This window comes from Peribacillus muralis, assembly GCF_001439925.1.
Taxonomy (GTDB): Bacteria; Bacillota; Bacilli; order Bacillales; family DSM-1321; genus Peribacillus; species Peribacillus muralis.
Map to the genome: position 1 here is coordinate 53706 of NZ_LMBV01000011.1, position 23844 is coordinate 77549.

28 protein-coding genes are annotated in these 23844 nt (G+C 42.1%); 20 read left to right on the forward strand and 8 right to left on the reverse strand.

Annotated features, from left to right (window positions below):
- The first annotated feature begins 352 nt into the window (after window positions 1-352).
- From ASU00_RS14565 to ASU00_RS14610, 10 genes are all read left to right on the forward strand, one after another.
- Window positions 353-853, forward strand: coding sequence for a hypothetical protein (locus tag ASU00_RS14565; protein WP_057914201.1), 501 nt, complete (start codon window positions 353-355; stop codon window positions 851-853).
- The gene (locus ASU00_RS14570; protein ID WP_330219543.1) at window positions 786-1424 is read left to right on the forward strand and encodes a GrpB family protein; all 639 of its coding nucleotides are present in this window, start codon (window positions 786-788) and stop codon (window positions 1422-1424) included. The genes ASU00_RS14565 and ASU00_RS14570 overlap by 68 nt, the downstream gene beginning before the upstream one ends.
- Window positions 1402-2874, forward strand: a complete 1473-nt coding sequence (locus ASU00_RS14575) for an amidase family protein (protein WP_413783528.1) — start codon at window positions 1402-1404, stop codon at window positions 2872-2874. The genes ASU00_RS14570 and ASU00_RS14575 overlap by 23 nt, the downstream gene beginning before the upstream one ends.
- 90 nt (window positions 2875-2964) lie before the next feature.
- Complete coding sequence (locus tag ASU00_RS14580; protein WP_236712739.1) at window positions 2965-3426, forward strand: GrpB family protein; 462 nt, start codon at window positions 2965-2967, stop codon at window positions 3424-3426.
- A gap of 30 nt (window positions 3427-3456) precedes the next feature.
- On the forward strand, window positions 3457-4212 hold the full coding sequence (locus ASU00_RS14585) for an AAA family ATPase (RefSeq protein WP_057914203.1): 756 nt from the start codon (window positions 3457-3459) through the stop codon (window positions 4210-4212).
- 79 nt (window positions 4213-4291) lie between these two features.
- Entirely contained in the window at window positions 4292-5113 is an 822-nt protein-coding gene (locus ASU00_RS14590) for an SDR family oxidoreductase (RefSeq protein ID WP_057914204.1), read from the forward strand.
- A gap of 152 nt (window positions 5114-5265) precedes the next feature.
- The gene (locus ASU00_RS14595; protein WP_057914205.1) at window positions 5266-5646 is read left to right on the forward strand and encodes a GntR family transcriptional regulator; all 381 of its coding nucleotides are present in this window, start codon (window positions 5266-5268) and stop codon (window positions 5644-5646) included.
- Window positions 5643-6329: an ABC transporter ATP-binding protein gene (locus tag ASU00_RS14600; RefSeq protein WP_057914206.1), complete on the forward strand. Its 687-nt coding sequence runs from the start codon at window positions 5643-5645 to the stop codon at window positions 6327-6329. Before ASU00_RS14595 ends, ASU00_RS14600 begins: the two co-directional genes overlap by 4 nt.
- Window positions 6326-7159: a hypothetical protein gene (locus tag ASU00_RS14605; protein ID WP_057914207.1), complete on the forward strand. Its 834-nt coding sequence runs from the start codon at window positions 6326-6328 to the stop codon at window positions 7157-7159. The genes ASU00_RS14600 and ASU00_RS14605 overlap by 4 nt, the downstream gene beginning before the upstream one ends.
- 27 nt (window positions 7160-7186) lie before the next feature.
- The gene (locus ASU00_RS14610) at window positions 7187-8404 is read left to right on the forward strand and encodes a hypothetical protein (protein ID WP_057914208.1); all 1218 of its coding nucleotides are present in this window, start codon (window positions 7187-7189) and stop codon (window positions 8402-8404) included.
- A 36-nt stretch (window positions 8405-8440) separates the two neighbouring features.
- Here the strand turns inward: ASU00_RS14610 and ASU00_RS14615 are convergent, their stop codons facing one another.
- The 3 genes from ASU00_RS14615 to ASU00_RS14625 all read right to left on the reverse strand — a co-directional run bounded on the left by ASU00_RS14615 (window position 8441) and on the right by ASU00_RS14625 (window position 10864).
- Window positions 8441-9127 carry a hypothetical protein gene (locus ASU00_RS14615; RefSeq protein WP_057914209.1) on the reverse strand — a complete coding sequence of 229 codons (687 nt, stop codon included), beginning with the start codon at window positions 9125-9127 and terminating at the stop codon, window positions 8441-8443.
- Between the two features lie 135 nt (window positions 9128-9262).
- A complete protein-coding gene (locus ASU00_RS14620) occupies window positions 9263-10462 on the reverse strand; it encodes an MFS transporter (protein ID WP_057914210.1) in 1200 nt (399 codons plus the stop codon).
- A 12-nt stretch (window positions 10463-10474) separates the two neighbouring features.
- Complete coding sequence (locus ASU00_RS14625; RefSeq protein WP_236712747.1) at window positions 10475-10864, reverse strand: MarR family winged helix-turn-helix transcriptional regulator; 390 nt, start codon at window positions 10862-10864, stop codon at window positions 10475-10477.
- A 200-nt stretch (window positions 10865-11064) separates the two neighbouring features.
- Between ASU00_RS14625 and ASU00_RS14630 the strand changes: the two genes are divergently transcribed.
- Both ASU00_RS14630 and ASU00_RS14635 read left to right on the forward strand, forming a co-directional pair.
- Entirely contained in the window at window positions 11065-11403 is a 339-nt protein-coding gene (locus tag ASU00_RS14630) for a hypothetical protein (protein WP_082630352.1), read from the forward strand.
- Window positions 11404-11880: 477 nt separating this feature from the next.
- The gene (locus ASU00_RS14635) at window positions 11881-12282 is read left to right on the forward strand and encodes a VOC family protein (protein ID WP_057914213.1); all 402 of its coding nucleotides are present in this window, start codon (window positions 11881-11883) and stop codon (window positions 12280-12282) included.
- 10 nt (window positions 12283-12292) lie between these two features.
- On the opposite strand, the gene ASU00_RS14640 is transcribed toward ASU00_RS14635, so the two are convergent.
- The gene (locus tag ASU00_RS14640; protein ID WP_057914214.1) at window positions 12293-12943 is read right to left on the reverse strand and encodes a DUF6944 family repetitive protein; all 651 of its coding nucleotides are present in this window, start codon (window positions 12941-12943) and stop codon (window positions 12293-12295) included.
- Between the two features lie 140 nt (window positions 12944-13083).
- Here ASU00_RS14640 and ASU00_RS14645 point away from each other — a divergent pair, with 140 nt between their 5' ends.
- From ASU00_RS14645 to ASU00_RS14680, 7 genes are all read left to right on the forward strand, one after another.
- Complete coding sequence (locus tag ASU00_RS14645; RefSeq protein WP_057914215.1) at window positions 13084-13563, forward strand: DUF4306 domain-containing protein; 480 nt, start codon at window positions 13084-13086, stop codon at window positions 13561-13563.
- A gap of 346 nt (window positions 13564-13909) precedes the next feature.
- The gene (locus ASU00_RS14650; RefSeq protein ID WP_057914216.1) at window positions 13910-14536 is read left to right on the forward strand and encodes an ester cyclase; all 627 of its coding nucleotides are present in this window, start codon (window positions 13910-13912) and stop codon (window positions 14534-14536) included.
- A 448-nt stretch (window positions 14537-14984) separates the two neighbouring features.
- Window positions 14985-15671 (forward strand): VOC family protein, encoded by a 687-nt coding sequence (locus tag ASU00_RS14655; RefSeq protein WP_057914217.1) that lies wholly within the window; start codon window positions 14985-14987, stop codon window positions 15669-15671.
- A 331-nt stretch (window positions 15672-16002) separates the two neighbouring features.
- Window positions 16003-16401 carry a VOC family protein gene (locus ASU00_RS14660; RefSeq protein ID WP_057914218.1) on the forward strand — a complete coding sequence of 133 codons (399 nt, stop codon included), beginning with the start codon at window positions 16003-16005 and terminating at the stop codon, window positions 16399-16401.
- Window positions 16402-16963: 562 nt separating this feature from the next.
- The gene (locus tag ASU00_RS14670; RefSeq protein ID WP_057914220.1) at window positions 16964-17278 is read left to right on the forward strand and encodes a thioredoxin family protein; all 315 of its coding nucleotides are present in this window, start codon (window positions 16964-16966) and stop codon (window positions 17276-17278) included.
- Between the two features lie 208 nt (window positions 17279-17486).
- A complete protein-coding gene (locus ASU00_RS14675; RefSeq protein WP_057914221.1) occupies window positions 17487-17993 on the forward strand; it encodes an RrF2 family transcriptional regulator in 507 nt (168 codons plus the stop codon).
- 2 nt (window positions 17994-17995) lie between these two features.
- Window positions 17996-20845: a YhgE/Pip domain-containing protein gene (locus ASU00_RS14680; RefSeq protein ID WP_057914222.1), complete on the forward strand. Its 2850-nt coding sequence runs from the start codon at window positions 17996-17998 to the stop codon at window positions 20843-20845.
- Window positions 20846-20895: 50 nt separating this feature from the next.
- Here ASU00_RS14680 and ASU00_RS14685 read toward each other — a convergent pair whose 3' ends face one another.
- The 4 genes from ASU00_RS14685 to ASU00_RS14700 form a co-directional block, all read right to left on the reverse strand.
- On the reverse strand, window positions 20896-21231 hold the full coding sequence (locus ASU00_RS14685; protein ID WP_057914223.1) for an ArsR/SmtB family transcription factor: 336 nt from the start codon (window positions 21229-21231) through the stop codon (window positions 20896-20898).
- Window positions 21232-21660, reverse strand: a complete 429-nt coding sequence (locus ASU00_RS14690; protein WP_057914224.1) for an SRPBCC family protein — start codon at window positions 21658-21660, stop codon at window positions 21232-21234.
- A 107-nt stretch (window positions 21661-21767) separates the two neighbouring features.
- Window positions 21768-22211: a DUF6376 family protein gene (locus ASU00_RS14695; protein WP_057914225.1), complete on the reverse strand. Its 444-nt coding sequence runs from the start codon at window positions 22209-22211 to the stop codon at window positions 21768-21770.
- A 29-nt stretch (window positions 22212-22240) separates the two neighbouring features.
- Window positions 22241-22846: a protein kinase family protein gene (locus tag ASU00_RS14700; RefSeq protein WP_057914226.1), complete on the reverse strand. Its 606-nt coding sequence runs from the start codon at window positions 22844-22846 to the stop codon at window positions 22241-22243.
- Between the two features lie 577 nt (window positions 22847-23423).
- Between ASU00_RS14700 and ASU00_RS14705 the strand changes: the two genes are divergently transcribed.
- The coding region (locus ASU00_RS14705) for an SH3 domain-containing protein (RefSeq protein WP_236712740.1) at window positions 23424-23825 on the forward strand (402 nt) is incomplete at its 3' end.
- Window positions 23826-23844: the final 19 nt, after the last annotated feature.

Consider the following 23844-nt stretch of genomic DNA (forward strand, 5'->3'; position numbering starts at 1 on the left):
GTCGAGAATTGAATTAAAGCGGATGAAATACGACTAAAAACATGATTAATCGACCGAATAGAGTAGGAATCAACCTAAAGTGGTGTAAATTCGACCAAATACAGGAGGATTCGACCTAAAGCGGTGTTAATTCGACCAAATAGAGTAGGGATTCGACCTGAAGCGGGATTAATTCGACCCAAAGCGGTGTTAATCCGTCCGAGAGTCGAGAAAGCCATCCTTCATTCAAAATCTCCCTACCAGCTTGTTCATAAAGAATTAATTGTTATATTTACCAATTGTTGATAGTATTTTTAATAAGCTGTTAGTCAAAAAGTGTGGATCAAAAATACATTGTCGAGAAAGAGGAAATATGAAGAGAATTTCGTTCACCCTCCTAATTATATGTATATCGCTCACCTTTCTTTTAAGTTTTGCCATGCCTGAGTCAGCGGGCAAATTAAAAGACAGTATAAGCTCGATGAAAGTCATTTATTCATACAGCGTCACGAAGTCATTCTCCGAGCGAACCCACGATACGATTGAATTGGCATCCGTCCCTTCAGGGAAAGAGGAGACAAAGGATATCCATGTCCAAATAGTATCTAAGCTTGAGGATACTCCGCTAAATATTAAAGCGGTGTTGAGGGAGAGTCTGAACAAGCCGGTGGCGTACAAATCCGAAGCGCCATTATCGGGACCGGAAAAAGGATTTTCTAAGAGGAAATATTATCTTACCAAAAATTATGATAAAGGAAGATACACCGTCATTCGAACGAATAAAGTGACGAAAGCGGAAAAGGTGTATGATGGAACCTACTATGAACCAAGTGCGCGCGACCCATTCGTCCAATGGACACGTGATGAAAGATAATATGGAAAAGGAAATCAAAATCGAGGATTATAACCGTGATTGGGTTAGCGAATTCGAACAGGAAAAAACGAGGATAATGACCGTGTTACAGGGTCACCGTCTATATGTTGAGCACATTGGCAGTACGGCTGTGAAAGGATTGGCCGCAAAACCGGTGCTGGATATTATGGCTGGTGTCCGGCATTTAGATGAGGTGGAAACGTTCATACAGCCGTTAAGGTCGATCGGGTATGAATTTGTCGCACATAAGGAGTTTCCAAAGAGGCGTTTTTTTAGAAAGGGTCAATGGCGTGCGGGGACACACCATTTGCATTTCTATGAATTTGGAAGCGAACAGTGGAAGAATCAACTTGCATTTAGGAATTATTTAAGCACCCATTCCCATGTGCGGCAACAATATCAGCAATTGAAGCAGGACTTAGCCAAAAAGCATTCATATGACAGGACGAGATATACGGAGGCGAAAGCTCCATTTATCCATAACGTCCTGAAGAAAGCGATTGAGGAAGTACCGCATACGCAAACAACGGGGAAAACGGAAGGGATCAATGTCAATGACGATACCATTTAAAGCGTTTTTCAAAGAAGAGCTAACGACAGATGAGATACAATCCGCCTTGGAAAAGGGAGACATAACAGCAAAAGAGCTGACAATGTATTATTTATATCGAATTGCCAAATTTGATCAAGATGGTCCACAACTGAACTCCATCCTTGAGATAAATCCAGATGCCCTCTTCATTGCCGAAGCATTGGATCATGAACGAGCTTCCAATGGTGTCAGGGGACCATTGCATGGCATTCCGATTTTATTAAAGGACAATATCGAAACGAATGATAAGATGCATACGAGTGCAGGGACGATTGCACTTGAGAATTATAACAGTAAGGAGGATGCATTTCTTGTTAAAAAGCTTCGTGAAGCTGGAGCCGTTATTCTCGGTAAAGCGAATATGACCGAGCTGGCGAATGGGATGTCTTATGAAATGTGGGCCGGATACAGTTCAAGAGGCGGACAAGTATTGAACCCGTATGGAGATGCGAATCTTTACGTTGGTGGTTCCAGTTCCGGTTCGGCAGTGGCGACTGCTGCGAATTTTACGGTATTATCTGTAGGGACTGAAACGGATGCCTCCATCTTAAGTCCAGCGATAACGAATTCCGTCGTGGGGATTAAACCAACTGTGGGTCTGGTGAGCCGGAGGGGAATCATTCCTTTCACATACTCACAGGATACGGCAGGTCCGATGGCAAGGACGGTCACCGATGCTGCGATTTTATTGGGAGCATTAGCGGGTGTTGATGAGCTTGATCCCACGACACATAAAAGCGCAGGGAGGCTAACATCGGATTATACGGAGTATTTAGATCAAAACGGTTTAAGGGATGCGAAAATCGGTGTATACAAACAGGCCCCTGACGAGTTTTATGCATCAGCTGAATATGACGAAAGTTTATTTAAGGATGTCGTTCGGACCTTGAAGGATGAGGGGGCGATTGTCATCGAGGATATAGACATTCCCTCGTTCAAGCGGGAGTGGAGCTGGGGCGTTTCTTTATATGAGCTAAAAGCTAGCTTGGATCATTTCCTTTCGAAGCTGCCTCCGCATATGCCGGTTCATTCCATTTCGGAATTAATTGCATTTAATAAGAGCATAGGCGATCGGGCATTGAAATATGGGCAAAATAAATTGGAAGATAGAGAAAGTCTGTCCAATACGTTAAGAAATCCAGATTACCTGAATGCGAAACTGGAAGACATCTATTTTTCTCAGGAACAGGGCATTGATTTTACCTTGAAGAAGTATGATTTGGATGCGATTCTTTTTCCTGCTTACATTGGCTCCACGATTTGTGCCAAAGCAGGGTACCCTTCCATTGCCATGCCTGCAGGATTCATGAAAAGCGGCAGGCCATTTGGTGTGACTTTCGCCAGCACCGCTTATAGTGAAGGAATACTAATAACACTCGCATATGCCTATGAACAGGCTACTAAGCACAGACGAAAGCCAAACCTATGATCAGCATTCGTTGAACGGAAGGAGGTTTAATATGAGAAGAGTCGAGGTTGTTGCACATAAGCGGGAGTGGCAGTTATTATTCAGGGATGAATGCGAAAGCTTGTATTCGGCGATGAATTGGTGAAATTATCACATATTGGCAGTACGGCCATTCCGGCGACCTCTGCCAAACCAGTCATCGATATATTGGCCGGGGTTCGGAGCATCGAACGCGTCGCAGATTTTAATGAAGAGATGGAAAAGAGTGGCTATGATGTTAGGGAAGAGAATGGCATCGCTGGACGAAGGTTTTTCAGTAAAGGCAAAGATGAGCGGTCACATCATGTACATATGTTTCAAGCGGGTCATGAGGATATTGCAAGGCACCTCGCTTTTCGGGATTATATGCTGGCCCACCCGCAGGAAGCAAAAAGGTATAGTCAGCTCAAGCTAAGCTTGGCAGCGGAATTCCCAACCGATATTAAGGAATATGTCAAAGGGAAACATGCGTTCATCAAGATGATTGATGAAAGAGCGAAGCGTTGTTGGTTAAGTGACAGGAATGTTTTTTGAAAATAATTTTTGGAATAGGAGGTGACTGCGATGAAGTTACATCATGATACACAATACATCAGAGGCATGTACCTGAATCGGGAGCGCATTTCTTCTTATGACTTTTTCCCGCTTAATCTGCCGGTTATTAAGCATCTTCAAGAATTGGCCTTCCATCCGAATGTAACCTATGTTGTCGGGGAAAATGGCATGGGGAAGTCGACTCTGCTCGAAGGTATTGCGATTGCGTACGGCTTTAACCCAGAAGGAGGAACGTTGAATTTTAATTTTTCCAATTATGATTCGCACTCCAACTTGGACGAATACCTCCGTTTGAAAAAGGGCGTGTACAAACCGCAGGATCATTTTTTCTTTAGGGCGGAAACGTTCTATAATTTAGCTACGAATATAGAGGAACTGGATAGGGAATCATCGTATGGGTCGAAAATCATCGATTCCTTTGGAGGGAAATCCCTGCATCAACAATCTCACGGCGAATCGTTTTTCGCGGCTTTCGTAGAACGGTTTCAAGGCGATGGGCTGTATATCCTCGATGAGCCTGAGGCCGCTTTGTCGCCATTGCGGCAAATGTCGATGCTCGCCAGGATCAATGAGCTTGTTGAACAAGGGTCTCAGTTCATCATTTCCACCCATTCCCCAATTCTCATGGCCTATCCCGAGGCAAAAATCCTCCAAATTACAGAGTCTGGAATAAATGAAGTGGCATTGGAGGAAACCGATCACTATTTGTTAATGAAGCAGTTTTTCGAAGATAAAGATCGCCTGCTGCATCATCTGTTTCAGTAAATATCGTCGTCACATATTTTATTCCTTCCATGGAAAACTAGCACCATGATTACCCATTAACATAGGAAGGGTGAAAATTTTGCTTTTAATTACAGGATCGACCGGCAACGTAGGAAGGGAAGTAGTGAGACACCTGCAATCCGAGGGGATTCCGTTCGAAACGGCAAGCCACCGGAGCGATTATGGTGACCGCTATTTGAACTTTGAGGATGCTTCCTCATTTTCCGGAGCTTTACAGGGGATCAACTCCGTCTTTTTGATGCGCCCTCCGCATCTTGCTGATGCTAATAAATATTTTCGTCCGTTCATAGAAGAGGCGAACAAGCAGCAAGTGAAACACATCGTATTTCTTTCCGTGCTCGGGGCGGACAAAAACAAGATCGTCCCACATGCCAAAATTGAAAAACTCATCTTGGAATCAAAAATCCCCTATACATTTTTGCGCCCGAGTTTCTTTATGCAGAACCTGCTTACACAGCATGGTGAAGAATTACGGGAGATGCACGATATATATGTTCCGGCGGGCAAAGGAAAAACGAGCTTCATCGATGTCCGTGATATAGGCGTCGCTGCCATGAAGACTTTGATACATGAAGAGCATCGAGGGAAAGCTTATGATTTAACTGGAAATGAAGCTTTATCTTATCAAGAGGTAGCCGAAATATTCAGTGATATAACAGGGGAAAGCTTCACTTATTCCAATCCAAGCATTCTTGAATTTTGGAAAACATGCCGAAAAAAAGGAATAAGCAAAGACAAGATTGTCGTAATGGTGGGGATATACACAACCGCGAAAATCGGTTTTGCGAAGCGGGTGACAAGTGATTTACATGAAATATTGGGACATGCCCCGATTTCTTTTGAGCAATTTGTCAAGGATAGTGTTGATGTATTGAAATAGTAGAAAAAACCCCGACTGCACAGCGTATTCGGGGTTTTAATTTTATATTGACAGGTAAGGTGTACTACGGGTATAGTACATATATAAAGTGTGTGAACCACATAGTACATACACGAGTATCATACTTTTTTTACTAAATAGGTGGTGGTTTTATGAACGTTAATACCCGGGAACCGGTATATTTGCAAGTCGTTCGTCATTTTAAAGAACAAATAGCCATCGGCACCTTAGTGGCAGGACAGGAGATCCCCTCGCGAAGAGAACTGGCGGCTACATTGAACATAAATCCTAATACTGCTCAAAAAGCGTATAAAGAAATGGAGGAACAGGGCTTGATCCATACTGAACGTAATTTTCCCAGTCAAATCACGACGAATGAAACGGTATTACAGGCTGTGAGGCAAGAGCTGATTCTGGAAGCCGTAGAATCTTTTGTCGATGCGATCCGTCCGATTAATGTGCCAGTCGATGAATTGCTTCGTGTCGTTAAACAAAAATACTCGGAAGAAATCAGGGAGGAGGAAGGAAAATGATCGAGGTAAAAAAAGTTTCTAAAAAATATGGCCGTAAAAAAATATTGGACGGTGTGTCCTTTACCGCCAATAAAGGCGAAGTCACCTGTTTGATCGGGATAAACGGTGTCGGTAAAACGACTACACTCAAAGCGATCATGGGCTTGACGCCATATAAAGGGGAAATATTGATCAACGGCCAAACAATGACAAAGGACAGCTATGAAAAAATCACCTTCATTCCGGACGCTCCGACGATGCTTCCGCAAATGACGGTTAAACAGGCAATGGTGTTCATGAAGGATTTCTATCATTCATGGAATCAGGAAAGAGCCCTTCAATTGCTGGAATTCTTCAAGCTGAAAGAGGAAAGCCGTATATCGGAATTATCCAAAGGTAATACAGCCAAGCTTAACTTGATGCTCGGGCTGTCCCTTGATGTGGATTATGTCCTGATGGATGAACCGTTTTCGGGAATCGATATTTTCAGCCGCGAGCAGATCGCCAATGTTTTTGCGAGCCATCTCATTGAGGATAGGGGCGTCATCATCACGACCCATGAAATCGGTGATATCGAGCATTTAATCGACAAGGTCATTTTATTGGATAACGGAACAGTGCTCAAGGAGTTCAATACGGAAGAAATGCGTGAAGAAGAAGGGAAATCGGTAGTCGATGTAATGAGAGAGGTGTATCAAGCATGATGCGTTATTTAAAGCTAGTCAATTTCGAAATTAACCGTTTTAGTAAAATCTATCTTACCCTCTTGTTGATCACCTTGCTTTCGCAATTTGCCGGGGTGCTGATCGTAACGAAGAGTCTTCTTAATGATGCCAAGGAAATCATGTTAGAGGAAAAGCTATCGGAAGTCGCTTATCTTAGTGAATATGGAGGCATTGATTTTACCCATATCGCTAATACCCTTTGGTTTCTAGGCCCGATTGCGTTAAGTGCCGTTGCGCTTATTTTTTACATTTTTTTAATTTGGTATCGTGATTGGTTTGGCAAGAACACGTTCATATATCGCCTCTTAATGTTACCGACATCCAGATTATCAATCTATCTTTCCAAAGCTACGGCCATCTTCTTGATGGTATTAGGACTGATTGCCTGGCAAATGATCCTTTTACCGCTGGAAAATGCGCTATTTCATTCAAGCGTGCCAGAAGCTTTCTTGAATATGGAAATGTCAACTTCCTCCATAGCGGCAGCGAATGGAATACTGATGTTGATCATCCCAAGTACCTTCACTCAATTCTTGCTTTCCTATGGCATCGGTCTCATGGTTATGTCGATATTATTCACGGCGATCATGTTTGAACGGAGTTTCCGGATGAAAGGAATTTTATTGGGGTTGCTGTATGGCGGTGTTGCTGCTGCACTGTTCTTAACTCCAGTTTTCATAATGGCAAGTGAGATTTTCCATTTTTACTCGAATGAATTATTCGGTCTTCTGCTCACACTAGGAATTATCGTGACAGGGTTATCGATTTGGCTTGGTTCATGGTTATTGAAAAACCGTGTAACCGTATAAAAACAATCAAAAAGGAGAGTGAACAAGGTGAAACGTTATTTATGCAGCATCATCATCGGCTTGGTTGTCCTCTTAAGCATCGGGACCTATTATGTTAAAGTAGCTTCCTCCGCTTCAGGCCTTCCAACGTTTTCGTTCAAGACGATTGAAGGCAGTGATAAAGAGCTTGATCCGGTCATCGTACAAGCAACACTTGAAAATAATAATCTTTATGAACCATTGACGATAGAATCGAATATGACCACATATGGCCACGATAGGTCATTATGGTCTGACAGAAATGATGTTCAAATTGAAAGATTGATAAAGAAACATCGTTCATTCATGCGCGGGAAGGACTTTATCGATTCCTTTTATGAAGACGACGATTTCCTCGCTTATGCCTCGGTGAATAATGAATATACGAAGAGTGGGAAAATGGAAGCGGAGTTTGATATCGGTGTACTGGAGAAGAAAGACGAAGATGAAACGTCCTTTCGAATCGACTTTCCCCATCAAGAGAGGTTAATGAATATGGAAGTCAGGGATGTTCAGCTGATTCATTCGAAGCTACAGGTTTTGACGATGAATGATGTGGATTCAAGCGATGATAAGCAAACGAAAGAGGTTCATCTATATACAATCGATTTAGCCAAGAAAAAGGTTGTGAACGACAAAACCCTTGTCTCTGAAACGTTTACGTACCCGAATCAAGTGGATTTTGAAATGCCGGTGAATACAGCACCTTCGCAGCCAAACAATATGATCTTATTTTCCATGATTAAAGGTGTAAATCATGAGGAAGGTGAATATGAGGAAAAGCTAAAGGAAAGCAAGCTGTTCTCTTACCAGTATGATACGGAAAAATTAACAACGATTAAGGGCGATAAGAAAGAATCGCTTAATCTGGACATCGCCAGATCAGGCTATACGGATGGAAAAAGCCTATATGCAATAGATTTCACCTCCGGAAAGTATCAACTGAAGACATTTGACATAAGCAGTGGTGCGTTAACGAATGACATCGAGCTGAACGTAGCTGTTGGTAAAGAGGAAGCAAACTTCGTTGCCATTAAGAACGGGCGTGTATACTTCCTATTAGGAAGCGGTATGGGTGAAAACTTAACGTACGAACCTGCCCAACTGCTGATTGCCGATTTAAAGACCGGAAAGACTTTATATAAAGGGGAAACAATCAGGCATGCAGCTGATAAAAAGAATGAACAAAAAATTGGGTTTATTATAAGTACCCTGGAAGTTATATAATGAAGTGAAAGGTCCTCTCATTAATGAAGGGACCTTTCATTTTGGTTTCACGAAGGATTCGATCTCAGCAGGCAAAATGGCTGTATCCGAAGGACTCCAATACCACTTTTCTCCATCAAAGAACATCGGGAACTGATGGGCGAGCGGATCTTCTCCATAAAAGATGATTTTGTAGGAAATCGGATCACCCTTTGCTATATTCGGCGAATAATCGTTATTGATTTCACCTTGCTTGAGCAGGGTAATTAAAGCTTGGATATCTGTTTTTGAAGATAAAGTCCGCAGCAGGGATGGCGCCGTATCGTCGGAGTATAATTCAACTTTGGTTATTGCAGCCGTATCACTGTCTTTGTCTATACGGAATTCATCGTTTTTACTTGAATCCAGGCGATAGAGCCGATATCCATTAATTACGGATTCATCTTTGATCGCGATACATTCCGGCTTTTTCTTTACCGCATAGATCTTGGTGCCTTTCTCAAGGTATGTTGCATCGCCATTTCTCGTTTTGTAATCAACATCTGTAATCTCATCGGCAACCTTGAACTGTACTTGACCAATTTCTTCTCCGATGAAGGTTTGTTCGGCAATGATTTCGGAATAGGTGGCTTCATATTTCTTGCCATTGATTCTTACGAAATCAACCCATTCAATGATTGTGCTTGTTTTGTTACAGGAAGCTAACAGGAAACTGCATAAAAACAATCCAATAATTCTTTTCATGGAAACTCCTTTCCGTCCAATTTAACCCATTTTAATACAATTTCAGGATATCGAAAAGAGGTTTATCATAAAGTTATTTCATTACTAAACAAAAAGGGCTCGGAATCAATTCCGAACCCTTTTTCAGTTCATCTGTTAAGCTGAAGCGAGTAATGCTCTTGCAGCACGTTCTTTTCTTCCATGCAGGAAGTAGTATAAGACGGAAGTTGCGATGACCGCGACGCCTAGAATGACATAGAGCGCGCTGTAGCCGGTTATCGGAATGATGAAGCCGAGAATGTATGGACCGAAACCGAGTCCTGCATCCAGCATGATAAAGTAGGTGGATGTTGCCATACCCATGCGGTGAGGCGGTGTCAGTTTAACGGCAATCGCCTGCGAGCTTGATTGCATATTTCCAAAGCCAAGACCGATGAGGAAACCAGCTGCCAATAAAGTGAAGCTATTGATCGTGGTGCTTAGAAGCAGCAACCCTGCCCCGAAAATGATGAAGGCAGGATACATGATGAAGTTCGCTCCTTTTCGATCCATCAATGGGCCGGAGAAAGGACGTGACAATAAAACAGCCACTGCATAAACGACAAAGAAGAAGCTTGCTGTATTGACCAGGTCGATTTCAATGGCGTAGAAGCTGATGAAAGAAAGGACGCTGGAATAACAGAATGCCAATACTAAAGTAATCAAAGCGATGGGCAGTGCCTTGGGTTCAATAAAGTTGGAAAGCTTGAACCCTTTATTTTCAACCACTTTTGCCTCTACCTTCAATGCCGGAACATTTAGGAAGAATGCAGTAATCAGACTGATCACACCTAAGGCCAGGCAGAAACTGAAGATGACTTGGAAGCTTGTGCTTTGGGCCATATATAGCCCGATGAAGGGGCCGATTGCCGTTGCAAGGGTCGCGCTCATGCTGTAATAGCCAATGCCCTCGCCTTTTCTTGTTGCCGGGATGATTTGGGCGACGATCGTTCCAGTCGCGGTACTGGCCATCCCCATCGCCATTCCGTGAATTAGGCGGTTAACAAGCAGGAAGCCGATTCCGAGATCGACAAAATAGAGAATGGTCGTCAACGTGAAAAAGACCATCCCGATGAATAATGTTTTCTTACGGCCGATTGAATCAATGAAACGGCCAATGAACAAACGCCCGATCAATGTCCCGATTATGAAAATACCCGATATGAGTCCAGCTTGGCTTGTAGATGCATTCAATTCATTTACAGCATAAATGGCAAGTGTCACCATCAGTAAATAAAAAATTAATGTTATGAAAAAGTTAATGGAAGAAACGATGATAAAGTCCTTCGTCCATAGTTTTGGTCTGGATTGTTCCATTTTATGATCTCCTTAATTTTTTATGTTATTTCTTATTTCGCCCATGATGCGTATCGCAGAGAGCTGATCTTCTTCCGTAATCCCTTTTAGGATGTCCTGTTCGTACTCGTCGATCGTTTCGCGGACTTCACCATATAGCTTTATGCCGAGCTCGGTAAGTCGCATTCTTTTCTCGCGTCGATCCTTGCTTGGCACATGCTCGACATACCCCAATTCTTCCAACCGGGTGATGGTCCTCGTAATCGTCGGCTTTTCGACGCTTTGGTAGTTGGCTAGCTCGACAAGTGTTGCCGATTCATAATTGAATAAACAATGCAAAATCGACCATTGCGCCCTGTGTAAATCATGCTTGTTCAGCTGTATATTGAGATTATTTTCAAATGGACGGTACAACTGCAACAGTTGCTGAAAGAAGATTTGGTAAGTCTTTATAGGAAACACCTCTTTTAATTATTATATAGTTACCATGAGTAATTGTTACCCTGAGTAACTATAATATCAGAATTAATATAGTATGTCCAAGCGGATTTGCATTATTTAAGCGGATCAAGGACTATTTGTCTTCGGAAGTGGGAAGATAGGAATGGGAGATGATGTTGATCATGTATAAATCAATACTTGCATTGGTTGCCTCAGCAACGATGCTAACTGCGTGCAATAACGACCTGGCAAAGGAAAAGCCAACTGAACAAAAAGAAACGAAAGCGGAGCCTGAAAGAAATAAATGGTCCTCACTGCCCGAATACAATGAAATCATCGAGCAAATCGGTAATGAAGACTATTCGTTCGATAAGGAAACCGATAACGATGATAAACGTGTTTTCCTGATTGAACAAAACGGAACAAAACGATACAAAACCATTTTCGTCAAAAAAACCAAGCGCCTAAAAATCATCAAAATAAACGGCGGCGGAGCGATTTATGATGAAATCATCAAATAAAAACCGATCAGCTGAGCCTTTTTGAATTTAATTATGTATCCAAACCGCTAGAACGAATAATTCGACAAAAACCGATGATAATTCGACCGACCAAGCGGGAAACTCGACCGAAACTATAATAATTCGGCCTACCAAGCGAATAATTCGACCTAAACTATAATAATTCGACCGACCAAGCGAATAATTCGACCTAAACCGATAATAATTCGACCGACCAAGCGGGAAATTCGACCTAAGCTATAATAATTCGACCAACCAAGCGAATAATTCGACCTAAACTATAATGATTCGACCGACCAAGCGAATAATTCGACTTAAACCGATAATAATTCGACCGACCAATATAATAAACCGTCCCAGCCGGATATTTTCCATAGTCCACGCGCCCGGATTCGAGTATAGTGAATTCAACCATTCAAAGAGGAGTGGAACGAGGCATTCCTCTGGTTTAGTTCATGGATAAGGTGGGTGAGGACATTGTCAAAAGGATTATTGCATCATATTGAGTTATATGTTTCTGATTTGGAAAGGACGGTTAATTTCTGGGGCTGGTTTTTGGAGGAGATGGGTTATGAGTCATTTCAGGAGTGGGAAAGCGGGAAGAGTTGGAGGTTAGGGGGAATGTACATCGTTTTTGTCCAGGCGAAGGCGAGGTTTCTTGATGTTCCTTATCATAGGGGAAGGGTGGGACTTAATCATCTTGCTTTTCATGCTTCTTCCCGTCAGCATGTTGATGAGGTGACGAGGAAATTAAAGGACAGAGGAATATCTGTTCTATATGCAGACAAGCACCCGTTTGCTGGCGGGGAGGATCATTATGCGGTCTTTTTCGAGGATCCTGATAGGATGAAGGTCGAACTCGTCGCCCCTTGTATTTAAGGGAAACAGCTTATAGGTAATGCTTGGCATAGCTATATTGGCTGGAAGGTTCACTCTTGCCTTCACTAGGGTGTTCATTTTCAACTTCAAGGTAAAAGGCGTCGATTAAGATAAATGCGCCGAAGACCTGGGCCCAGCTGCCAAGCAAGAGAATTTGCTCCCCCAACTGGCGTTTTTCATTTAAAATGAAGATGTTTCCGATCGATTCAAAAAAAGAACCTGCAGCAATGAGACTATTGCCTTTTATTTCAAGCGAGCGTGATAATGAATCCTCCGTAAGAAAGGCTCCGAATGCTCCAAAAGCGGCTCCGAGACCTTGGATGCCGCTGCCGAGTGCATCGGTTTTTTCCCCCTCCACCTCTGAGCCATTCAGCTGCATATTGACCCCCACGGCATTTGTCGTATTACCTGCAGCCTCAAGCCAGGCGCCAAAAATGAAGTACGTTTCAGAACTTTCATTTTCCGGATCCAACATTTTCGTTCGTCCGATTGCTTGCAGGGAATTTCCCAAGGCTTCGATGCCATTTCCTTTTAACACTAAGTCCTTGCCGAGTTCAGTTCCCGTTAACGTTTGCTGGGTTTGCCCGATTGCCGCAGTGAGACTGCCGATGCCCAGCAACCATGCTCCTGAAATAAGGAGGTCATCTCCATGAGTCATCATATCTCTAACGCTCCTTAAAAGTGGTTACCTTATAATATTCAGGAGCCAGAGTTTGTTTACATATAGCTTGAACACGAGGTGCACCTGGATATAGGTAAATGTACTAATTATTGGTATAATGGCAGTTGGAGGAGATAAGATTGACTTTTAACTATTTTTCACAAATGATAATCACTGCACTTTTCTTTATGCTTTTTTCATTTTGTACCTGGTATGAAGGCAGCGAAATATTGGATACCCCAGGGGAATGGAAGTATTCAACATATTTTTCCGCTGCATCGGGTGATCGATTGACCAATGCCGATGATATTTCCAATTTGGACTATTTCGTTTATGCCGCTAAATTCAAGCCATTATTTCCTGTGCTTATGATATTCACAGCCTCATACATGATCATGCTTACGGGTTATATCCTTTTCAAAACAAAGATGAAAAAGATGGCTTTATTTATGTCTGGATTTGGAGTGCTTTTTCTTGTTTCCAGTGGTTTGTTATCCAACTCCCCGACTATAGGGGGAACGGTCTTTCAAGCTTTCTTTTTGATAAGCGGGATGATATCCATCATAGCTGCGGCCCTATGTTATTTCCGAATTCCAAAAGGGTTTGTGACTGTAAAATAATATGAGTAGATTCGCGATATCCATCGCGGATTTTTTTGCAAATATTTAAATAGCATGCTGCCTGTTCCATATTTGGTATGACCTTTAATGTGAGGATTAAATAGAATATTTTAAATATTGACAATATAACTCCTTGAACCTAAAATAAATTTAACTTGCTTCTGTTGAATACGTATTCAAACCTAGGGATACTACGAATATTAGAAGAAAGAGGCTTTGATGTTATGTGAAGAACTAACAAGCGTGCATTGCCTGTCTATTATTATTCATAGGTTTACTGCTGTTATTTCGGCTACGCTGCAGACAATTACATGTTTCTTTAAAAAGAAGGTTAGGGGGGAAAGTTGTGTGGTCAGACCATGATAAAGAAGGCTTTTACTCTTCTCACCGAATCCATTCAACTGCGACAGGTGAAAAGGTTAACTTTAGCACACCCGTGGATTGCAGTGTTCACACAAACCCCATATATGAAGTCCGGCAGCTTGGTGGAGGTCAGAATGCTGATGAACTGAAGAAGGACTCTGTCTTACAATTAAGTAGTGACACGATGAGTGGTTCGTTACCGGATATGTTTGAACCATGCTCTTCTCTTTTCATAATAGGAGATTTTGTTATGGAAATGTACAATAAAGTGTGGGAATGGCGTTTGTTTAATCATATAAAGGACTATTACGCCGACCATGCAGTGGTTCACTATACTTGTGATAAAGATCTTGTAGGCTACAATCAAATACAAGGAATGCTTAGAAGATTTTTCGAATCAATCCCGAATGCTAAAGTTGCAATTGATTGTATAACATGCAATCAAAGTGGGGAAATGGGTGACTGGGATGTATCTGTCAGATGGCGTTTGCAAGGGTTTTTCGGTAATCCGATCCAGTCCCCAGTTGAAATTCTTGGTATCAACCAGCTGCGTGTGCAAAACGAAAAGATTGTTGAAGAATGGTTCACGTTCGACATTAACACATATTAAAAAATATTGGTCGGATGGAGAAGGCGGACTCAATGGGTTCAGTCCTTTTATGCGGTTTGTTATATTGTGTTCCTCACTTATGCGATGCGATCCTTATAAATGAGTTTTAGGTGATTGAACTTGACCTTGTTATGAAGTAAAGCCGGATACATTGATGGTGAAAGTCATTCGCGACTTTTAGGATATTGCCTTCAAAGTTCGCTAATGTGTAAAGTGAAAACGGTTGGAGAGGCACAGCAACCTCTTCAATGGAAGGAATGGGCATCGAGACATAACTCCTAAATTAGTAAACCTGGATATTACTCTAGCAGCCGTAACTTTATGTAGTCCGGGGATCTCCTGTTTTTTCAGTGGTCCTTTTTGAGCATGAGGCAGTGAAGGTGCAGAATATTGAATAAATGAAACTTTGCTTTACAATATACGGTAAGTGGATTGGGGGGAGTAAACGATGATTATCAATAAAGTCACATTATATAGCCATGTTCTGAGTGAAATGCGGGATTTTTATGTTAAGGAGCTAGGGTTTGAGGTACGAGCGGATGCTGATGAAGGCTTTGAGATCAAGGTGGGGAACAGCGTGCTTGAAATTAAAAAATATCATCACCCGGGTAAGCCTTTTTATCATTTTGCGCTGAACATCCCGACGAATCTATTCAACTCAGCAAAAGAATGGGCAAAGACAAAGGTGGAACTAACGAGGGAAGATGATGAGGACTACGTTTACTTTCCCTATTCGGATGCGCATTCCTTTTATTTTTCAGACCCATCAGGCAACATTGTCGAGTTCATCTCGAGATATGCCATATCACCAAAATCCGATGCAAAATCTTTTTCGGTTCAAAACGTTCTGTGCATTAGTGAAATAAACATGACGACAGATGAAGTTAAAACAGTTGGAAATCAGCTGATCAATAAAGGTGTACCCGTAAGGAGCGACGAAGCAATTAACGAAAATCGTTTGAATTTCATCGGGGAGCATGAAGAAGGCTCGTTCTTACTATTAGGTCCTAGAAAAAGGCGTTGGATTTTTTCGGATAGGGACTCGGAAGTCTTTCCGCTATCGATTATCATCAATCAGCAACTCCATCTTTCATTGGATGGCGAAGGAAAGATGGAATTGAAGAAAGTGGAATGAGTTAGACTTATTAACTACTACTTTAATGCAAGTGTGTCCTAATATCACATTCTTTAAATTAAATCTCCTTCTACTTACAAACGTCGGTTAGCTAATCAATATATATATAAAATTAAAAATTTGGACAAACAGATGCTTTAGGGTTTGTAGAAACATACCTTCTACTTAATTTACTTGGCACTCATCTGTCAACATCTCATATGCAAAAGGTTATTGATCGTGATGGGTTTGGGATCTATGCCTCGATACGATAAAATGATAGGCAATGGTTGTGGTGTCTCCTGATGGGCGCCTTGATCTACTATTTGCTGTAAAAGGAGTTTGATGATGAATGAAAAATGTCACACCTTTCTTGATGTTCGAAGGAAATGCGGAAGAAGCCATGAATTTTTACACATCTTTAATCGAAGGGTCGAAAATAACCAGCATACTACGGTATGGTGCAAATGAAGCAGGCCCAGAGGGAAGTGTCATGCAGGCTACCTTTACCTTGAAGGACCAGGATTTTATGTGCATCGATAGCTATGTTAAGCATCAATTTACGTTTACACCTTCGTTTTCAATCTTCCTTACATGTGATAGTGAAGAGGAAATTGACAGGCTTTATTCGAGTTTAAGTGATGGCGGACAAGTGCTCATGCCATTGGGTGATTATTCCTTTAGCAAGAAGTTCGGGTGGATATCTGATAAGTTTGGTGTCTCCTGGCAACTGACTCTCCCTATCGAATGAACTGGAAAACGCCACTTGCGTTAGGTCGAATTATAGTTATAGAGGTTGAATTAATGAGTGTGTAGGTTGAATTATAAATGATAGAGGTTGAATTAATGGGTGTGTACGCGAAGTGGAATGGAACGGAAGGTGCGAGACTCCTGCGGGAAATGCGTGTCTACGTGAGACCCCACAGGCTGAAAGCCGAGGAGGCTCACGGACCGCCCGCGGAAAGCGAGCGACTGCAGTGCAATGAAACGGCCATTGTTCAAATCCTCCAGCACTGTGAGCAATCTGTATCCCTTCTTCATAGTCATGCACAGTGGAAAGAAAACGGAAGGTGCGAGACTCTCGCTTAGGAAATGCGTGTCTGCTTGAGACCCCGCAGGCTGAAAGCCGAGGAGGCTCAAGGGCCGCCCGCGGAAAGCGGACCTGCAGTGCAATGAAACGGTCTTTGTACAAATCAAATGATGGTTGAGGATAAACCGTTTGTGCTGTAAGGGAATTAATTATATATTTATCGTGGAGTACATTTCTGCTTGGATTTCAAAATGAAAATTAGTAAAGCCCGGAGGAGAAAATCATGAAGAATATTAGCACAGAGCAAGAATACCGTGAACAAATTAAACAAGAAGGATTGACGGTCGGGGTTTTTACGACTACATGGTGCCCAGACTGCAAACGGTTAGACATGTTCATCGATGAGATCACTGAAGAACATCAAGACAAACATTGGTTTACGATCGATCGTGACGAGTTTCCTGAGATTTCTGATGAGCAAACGGTAATGGGAATTCCATCGTTATTGGTATTCAAAAATGGAGAAAAGGTGGCACATCTGCACAGTGCAAATGCAAAGACTCCAGAAGCAATCAATGAATTTTTAAATGACCTTTAATGCTCCTGACAAAGGTAACCCCCGCATGATTCGTGATGCGGGGGTTACTTTTCGTTTGCACGATTTGCGTTTGCTTCAGACCTGAAGTCGTTTGAAAAATTTTCTATGGAATATCTTGATTTTTAAGTTGAAACGCGTTTTAATTATAGATGTGAAATATCCATTATGGATATTGGATATCCAAGTATATATGAAGAGGTGAAATGATTTGCAATTAACTAAAGGGGTGGAGCAAGCGATTTGCATCATTGTCATACTCTCGACCCAGGATAAGAAGGTGCCGCTTTCGTCTAATGAGATCAGCAAAATGTTAGAAGTATCTCCTTCGTATTTAAAAAAAATCATCCGGAAATTGGTCGTAAAGCGAATCATCACCTCGGTACCGGGCAACAATGGCGGGCTCTCTCTCGCCAAGAGTGTAGATGAGATTAAAAATCTCGAAATCATTGAAGCGATGGAAGGCCCGATTTCGATGTTTCCCGATACAGGGCTTATAGAAAAAGCGTTTAAAGATGGCGAGTATGCGGAAAAGGGAATGGACGTTCTTCGCCGGATGTTTACTCAGGCCGATGAACTTTTAATGGAGTTCTTTTCTAGTCAAACGGTGGCAGATTTACTTAAAGAAAGCTTCGGTACGAAAGAACTTCCGACCCTGAACTGGAATTCCGCGCATTTGGATGAATTAACGAGTGAAAAGACAGGTGAAGAAAATTGAATATGTTTAAACAAGAATGGAAGCTTTTCCTTTCGAATAAAAAACTGGTGGGAGTGGCCATCGTTTTGCTGTTCGTTCCGATTATTTATGGAGGGTTATTCCTTGGTTCCGCTTGGAATCCTTACGGCAAAACAGGTAAATTGCCTGTAGCCGTCGTGAATAATGATGTGAAGGCAGAGTATGAAGGAAAAACGTTGACAGTCGGCAATGAGCTTGTCGATGAATTAAAGGACAATGATGATCTAGAATGGCATTTCGTTTCGGAAAAAAAGGCGAAAAAAGGGTTTGAAGATGGTACATATTATATGGTCGTGACCATTCCTCGGGATTTTTCTAAAAATGCCTCTACCGTTATGGATGAGAAGCCTAAGAAAATGAATTTAACCTATGATGTGAATCCTGGACGCAGTTTCGTTTCTGAAACAGTCGGAACCAAAGCAACGAATAATTTGAAAACGGAAATTGCCGAAAGTGTCACGAAAGAATATGCGGAAGCGATTTTCTCACAACTGGGAGAAATCGGGGATGGGTTCAACGATGCAGCAGATGGAGCATCAAAATTGGATGACGGTGCGGAAAAACTGCATGATGGAAACAAAAAAGTGAAAGACAATCTGAATAAATTAGCTTCAAGTACATTAACTTTTAAGGATGGGGCGAATAAGCTTCAGGTTGGCGTTGGCAAGTTTTTGGAGGGCGTCAATAAACTTGAAAACGGCGCAACCGAATTAAACAAGGGAATAGCTCAATACACGAATGGTGTCGGGCATCTCCAAACGGGTGTTAATGAACTTGCATCAGGTACAGGGAAGTTAACGGATAATAGTGAAGCATTGATGCAAGGCTCGTCGCAGCTTTCGAATGGACTTTCGAAAGTGGTTCCAGGTGCGCAAAATTTGAATAATGGGTTAGCGAAGGCACAAACCGGTAGTGCCAGTTTGAATGATGGCCTCAACCTATTATCGGAAAATGCGAATCAATTGACGGACCAGTCTACAGGCATTCCCAAACTGGCGGAAGGCCAAAAGAGCTTGAATGAGGGAATCGTGAAGCTGTCAGAAGGAAGCGAGGCATTGAATGATGGTTTGAAAAAACTGGATGGCCAATTGCCTGCTGAAGAACAACTAAGTCAGCTTACACAAGGATTGACAAGCATTCAAAGCGGCGTCAATAAATTACAAGAGGCGATTCCAGCAGGAAGCAGCACGTCGGGCACCGTCTCTAGCATTACGACGGATCTTGAGAATAGCAAAGCTGCTTTAACGGAGCTTCAATCAACAATTGCCAATAACGGTCAAAGCACAATCGATGCGGTCAAAGGTACTGAAGCCTACAAAGGCATGACAAGTAGCCAGCAATCCGAATTGCTCGGAGCTATACAAAACGAATCTCAAACCCAAGCAGGGTCACAAAAGCAAATTGCATCGGCCCTTGCAGGCAGTATATCCGATTTATCTGCTCAATTAACGAATAACGTAATGCCAGTATTGAATGGTTTAGGACAGCTGCCGGAACAAGTGGCAACCTTGAATGGTGCTGTGAATAAAGTCAATCCGAACGCGGTTGCAGCGTTGAATGGATATACGGCCATAGAAAATGCACTGGAAAACCAATTCATCCCAGGTGCGGCGCAATTGAATACAGGTCTGTCAGAAGCTGCTAAGGGCAGCAATCAATTAACGGAGGCCACTCAAGCTTTAAATGAACGAACACCGGAACTAGTGAATGGCATCAATCAGCTAGCACAAGGCAGTTCGTCGTTAAATAATGGTCTTTCAAAACTAAATGAGGGTTCTGGTCAATTGGTTGATGGAGTCTCTCAGCTTCAAACAGGCTCAGCAGCCTTTGGAAGTGGTTTAGAAAAGTACACGTTTGGTGTCAACAAGGTAGGCGAAGGGGCAAACAAACTTGCCGATGGCGCCAACCAACTGAATGCCAACTCAGCGGCCTTGAACAACGGTTCATCAGCGCTTGTTGAAGGCATGGGAAAATTGGAAAGCAATCTGCCCACCTTAAGCAATGGTGTCATCCAGCTTGCTGATGGTGCAGGTAAGATCAATGAAGGCTCATCAGCACTTGCAAAAGGCTCGGATAAATTGGGAGATGGCATCTCCTCACTTAAAGATGGAACGACAGAGCTGTCGCAAAAATTAAGCGATGGTGCAGAAGAAATAAACAGTAATGAAACATCGGAAGCAAATTACAGCATGATCGCTGAACCAACAAAGGTTAAAGAACATAAAAAAAGCGATGTGCCCAATTATGGCCATGCTCTTGCTCCTTACGTGCTGTCCTTAGGGTTATTCGTAGGTGCGATTGCCTTCAATATGGGATTCCCGACAGGCAAGCCGTCGACAAGACCTACATCAGGAGTCGCATGGTGGTTCAGTAAATTCACGGTCCTATTAATTCAAGCAACGCTATCGGCATTGGTGCTTGATGCGATCATGATTTGGGGAATGGATTTACAGGTCGAGAACATCGGTCAATTCATCGTGGTTTCGATATTGACTTCCCTCACCTACATGTTCCTTGTAACCTTCCTGGCCGTAGGCTTTGGAAATCCAGGCCGTTTAATAGCGATGATTTTCCTTGTATTGCAGATAGGTGCAAGCGGGGGAATGTTCCCTGTCGAGCTAATGAATAACTTCTACAGTGCGGTTAATCCGTTCATACCGATGACGTATTCCGTCATGGGCTTCCGTCAATCGATGAGTGCGAGCCTTGGAGCGGATGCATTGACGTCCAGTATTCTTTTCCTTACTGGGTGCATCATTGTATTTAACCTGCTCTTATTGCTCACGTTGGTCATTCGCAAGCGCAAAGAACAAACTATCGATGGTGAAGCATAAAAATATATGAGAAAGCCCCCGGTGCAAATTGTACCGGGGGTTTTAATTTCCTATTCTTTGACCTTCACTGGATTTTCAACCACATGCTTAAGGATGGAGAGTTTGTTATCCCAGAATCGGTCATAAAATGAAAGCCACTCCTTCAATTCGTTTAAAGGCTCTGGCTGAAGCCGGAAGCGTTTCTCTCTTCCTACCTTCCTCCCGCTGACCAATTCAGCTTCGGAAAGGATATGCAGATGCTTGGCAATCGCCGTACGGCTCATCGGGAAATGAGAGGTGATGGCTGAAATGGGCAATTCCCCTCCAGCAAGCAATTGCAGGACTTTTCTACGAGTGGGGTCGGCCACCGCTTGGAATACATCATATTTCTCTGCAGAAGAAGACACTTAGCCCTCAACAGCCTTTTTAAGTCTTTCATTGACGATCTGAACCCATCCATGTGCCATACGATCGCGGACAACCGAGCTTTTTTCATTCGCTTTAGGAAGGATTGATTCAGGTTGCTTCCACCCGCCGTGGATAAGGGTGAATTCAGTTTTGCCCTCATGCTCTTTTAAATGGAATGAAACGATCCAACCATCAGTATCCCATGAGAAAGAGAGGCGATGTGGGGCATCTATCTCCAATACCTTACATGGGGAGGGACCAAACGGTGATTGTACATGGAACTCATGTCCCACTTTCGGCTGAAAATCATTTGGCATGAACCATGAAGCGATTCCCTCGGCAGTCGATACTGTATCCCAAACCTTTTGGATAGATGCTTCAAGCATGACGGTCTTCTTGACATCTTCTAAAGTATGTTGTTTTTCCATAGTGATTCTCCCTTATTAAAGAAATATAAAACCATTTGGTTTCGTTTTAATGATTATATAAAACCATTTGGTTTCATGTCAATGGATATCGCCGGAAATCCATGTGTTTAATTCCCTAATTTTTCAATTTGGTTGGCCAAGTCCGTTATTTGATCGATGGATTGTAGGATCTCTGAATCCTCCAATGCCTTAGGATCTAATTGGCCTTTTTCAATATTATTTAGATATAATTCTATTCCATCTAGAAGCTGTTGATTTGAAGCAATTATTTTTTCATGGATTCCTTCGGCGACTTGCGGCGGCTCAGTGGCATTGAACTCTTCAATCTCCGTTTTCATCTGTTGCAGTTCTTTTTCCAGGTTTTTTCTTACTTCGGTATCCGTGACGGCATCTTGGGCCATTGCAGGTACTTCATTGGCAAATGTCTTAACGGTATTAACATACTCCGTCGCATTATCTGCATATTCCAAGGATGAATTGACTTCTCCCAAAAGCGAGCACCCGCTTAAGGTAAGGATGGATAGAAGAGCTATCGCGATTATTTTTTTCATATGTGCCTCCAATATGTGTGTAGTTTCAATCAGATGGGAAAGAATCTTTTTTTATAAATCGCCGCTATTGTATTCAATATGAATCCAGGTATCTTTTTCGGAAAAAATGACTTCGAATAGAAATGGTGAAAAGCGCTTTTTAAATCGTGCCACTGTTTGCAGGATTTAACCTGCTTGAACCTTGCTACATCAATGATCTTCACCTTTTTTTCGGAAGTGATGAAGATATTCCTTAAATGGATATCGGAAGGGTTCAATCCTTCTTTTCTTGCTAGTTGCAAAGCAAGGTCAATTTCCTCGATGTTTTCTTCGGTTATTGGAATCCCTAACGTCAAACATTCAAAAAGGGTGTTGCCTTCAATGTGATCGATGACCAAATAATTCATGCCTGCTGCATATAGGGTTGGATAATAATCGATGGCTTGAACGGTTTTGTATATGTCGGCTTCCACTTTAGCTGTTTGTATTTGGTCCGGGAAAAACACTTTTAGCGCTTTATTGGTGGAATGTATCCGGAATACATAAGCACTGCGGCCCTTTCCGATAAGGGTCAGGGATGGGTCGGCATCAAGCAAAATACTTTTTTTATCATCGGAAATCTTGACGCTTGCTGCTAATTCATTATAGTTCTGCATACTATTCACCTCAATTGTGCAAATTTCTAATTAAAAAAGACGATATAACCGATTATTGGTCATACCGTCTTTAATAAATCAAAAGACCTCACCAAATAATCGGCAAGGTCTTGCAAACAACTAGAATCAGTTGCCAATAAAGCCGAGGATATAATCCTGTACTGACGACTTTATTGTATAGCTACTCCCCTTAACAGAAGAATTTTTATAGATATATATATGGTAATTATATAGTTTATGGCAGTAATCCGTCAAATATGAGGATCGAGTGGGGGGACTCGCATTTATAGATACAGGTTGTTCTATTAATTATTTTAGTATACCAAATTTGCGTCATCAGGCTTCTGTGTCCTTTTGTGAGAAATTTCACGATATGAATATATTTCAAGTATTACTAAAAAGTTACTTAAATGTCTTTTAGTTTACTAATATGTTAAAACCTCAGCTGTTCCCTTCTAGATCTAAAGAAATATGTTATGTTTTTAATGAATAAGTAAATATGCCTATATTAATATACTGATATTAACCGATATTTAAATAAATGTTAAATATATAATGCTTTAGTAGGGAGAATGATATGAAAAAATTAATTATACCGACTTTCTGTTTCGCAGTTTTATCGACAGTTGCTTTTGAAGAAAAGATATCTGCAGCTCCACTACATGCAGAACAGACCAAACTTGAGACGCGTGTCATGTATGTACATGTAATTTCCGGTTCGCTCAATATGCGGAAAACGGGAGCGGAAAATGCCGATATAGTAGCCAAGCTATCAAAAGGCACGCCAGTAACGATTTATTCGGAATCCAATGGTTGGGCAAGAATCAAAGCCGATGGAAAAGATGGGTACGTCAGCACAAAGTATTTATCGGCAACGAAGCCAGGGGTTTTAACGAAGGCTGCGGTTCCAGTGTCTGCCGTATCTGTAAAGACACAAACGAACCAGGTAACGAAAGCCGCCGTACCTGTAAAGACGGTGNNNACGAAATACGTGAATG

Excerpts from the sequence above, each read along its gene's own strand:
- ASU00_RS14690 (WP_057914224.1), bottom strand. The coding sequence starts at position 21,660 with ATGGAAAAACAACATACTTTAGAAGATGTCAAGAAGACCGTCATGCTT.
- ASU00_RS14655 (WP_057914217.1), top strand. The coding sequence starts at position 14,985 with ATGATTATCAATAAAGTCACATTATATAGCCATGTTCTGAGTGAAATG.
- ASU00_RS14580 (WP_236712739.1), top strand. The coding sequence starts at position 2,965 with ATGCGAAAGCTTGTATTCGGCGATGAATTGGTGAAATTATCACATATT.
- ASU00_RS14700 (WP_057914226.1), bottom strand. The coding sequence starts at position 22,846 with ATGCAGAACTATAATGAATTAGCAGCAAGCGTCAAGATTTCCGATGAT.
- ASU00_RS14620 (WP_057914210.1), bottom strand. The coding sequence starts at position 10,462 with ATGGAACAATCCAGACCAAAACTATGGACGAAGGACTTTATCATCGTT.
- ASU00_RS14630 (WP_082630352.1), top strand. The coding sequence starts at position 11,065 with ATGTATAAATCAATACTTGCATTGGTTGCCTCAGCAACGATGCTAACT.
- ASU00_RS14640 (WP_057914214.1), bottom strand. The coding sequence starts at position 12,943 with ATGATGACTCATGGAGATGACCTCCTTATTTCAGGAGCATGGTTGCTG.
- ASU00_RS14595 (WP_057914205.1), top strand. The coding sequence starts at position 5,266 with ATGAACGTTAATACCCGGGAACCGGTATATTTGCAAGTCGTTCGTCAT.
- ASU00_RS14670 (WP_057914220.1), top strand. The coding sequence starts at position 16,964 with ATGAAGAATATTAGCACAGAGCAAGAATACCGTGAACAAATTAAACAA.
- ASU00_RS14585 (WP_057914203.1), top strand. The coding sequence starts at position 3,457 with ATGAAGTTACATCATGATACACAATACATCAGAGGCATGTACCTGAAT.
- ASU00_RS14570 (WP_330219543.1), top strand. The coding sequence starts at position 786 with ATGATGGAACCTACTATGAACCAAGTGCGCGCGACCCATTCGTCCAAT.
- ASU00_RS14600 (WP_057914206.1), top strand. The coding sequence starts at position 5,643 with ATGATCGAGGTAAAAAAAGTTTCTAAAAAATATGGCCGTAAAAAAATA.
- ASU00_RS14680 (WP_057914222.1), top strand. The coding sequence starts at position 17,996 with ATGTTTAAACAAGAATGGAAGCTTTTCCTTTCGAATAAAAAACTGGTG.
- ASU00_RS14615 (WP_057914209.1), bottom strand. The coding sequence starts at position 9,127 with ATGAAAAGAATTATTGGATTGTTTTTATGCAGTTTCCTGTTAGCTTCC.
- ASU00_RS14660 (WP_057914218.1), top strand. The coding sequence starts at position 16,003 with ATGAAAAATGTCACACCTTTCTTGATGTTCGAAGGAAATGCGGAAGAA.
- ASU00_RS14695 (WP_057914225.1), bottom strand. The coding sequence starts at position 22,211 with ATGAAAAAAATAATCGCGATAGCTCTTCTATCCATCCTTACCTTAAGC.
- ASU00_RS14575 (WP_413783528.1), top strand. The coding sequence starts at position 1,402 with ATGTCAATGACGATACCATTTAAAGCGTTTTTCAAAGAAGAGCTAACG.
- ASU00_RS14565 (WP_057914201.1), top strand. The coding sequence starts at position 353 with ATGAAGAGAATTTCGTTCACCCTCCTAATTATATGTATATCGCTCACC.
- ASU00_RS14605 (WP_057914207.1), top strand. The coding sequence starts at position 6,326 with ATGATGCGTTATTTAAAGCTAGTCAATTTCGAAATTAACCGTTTTAGT.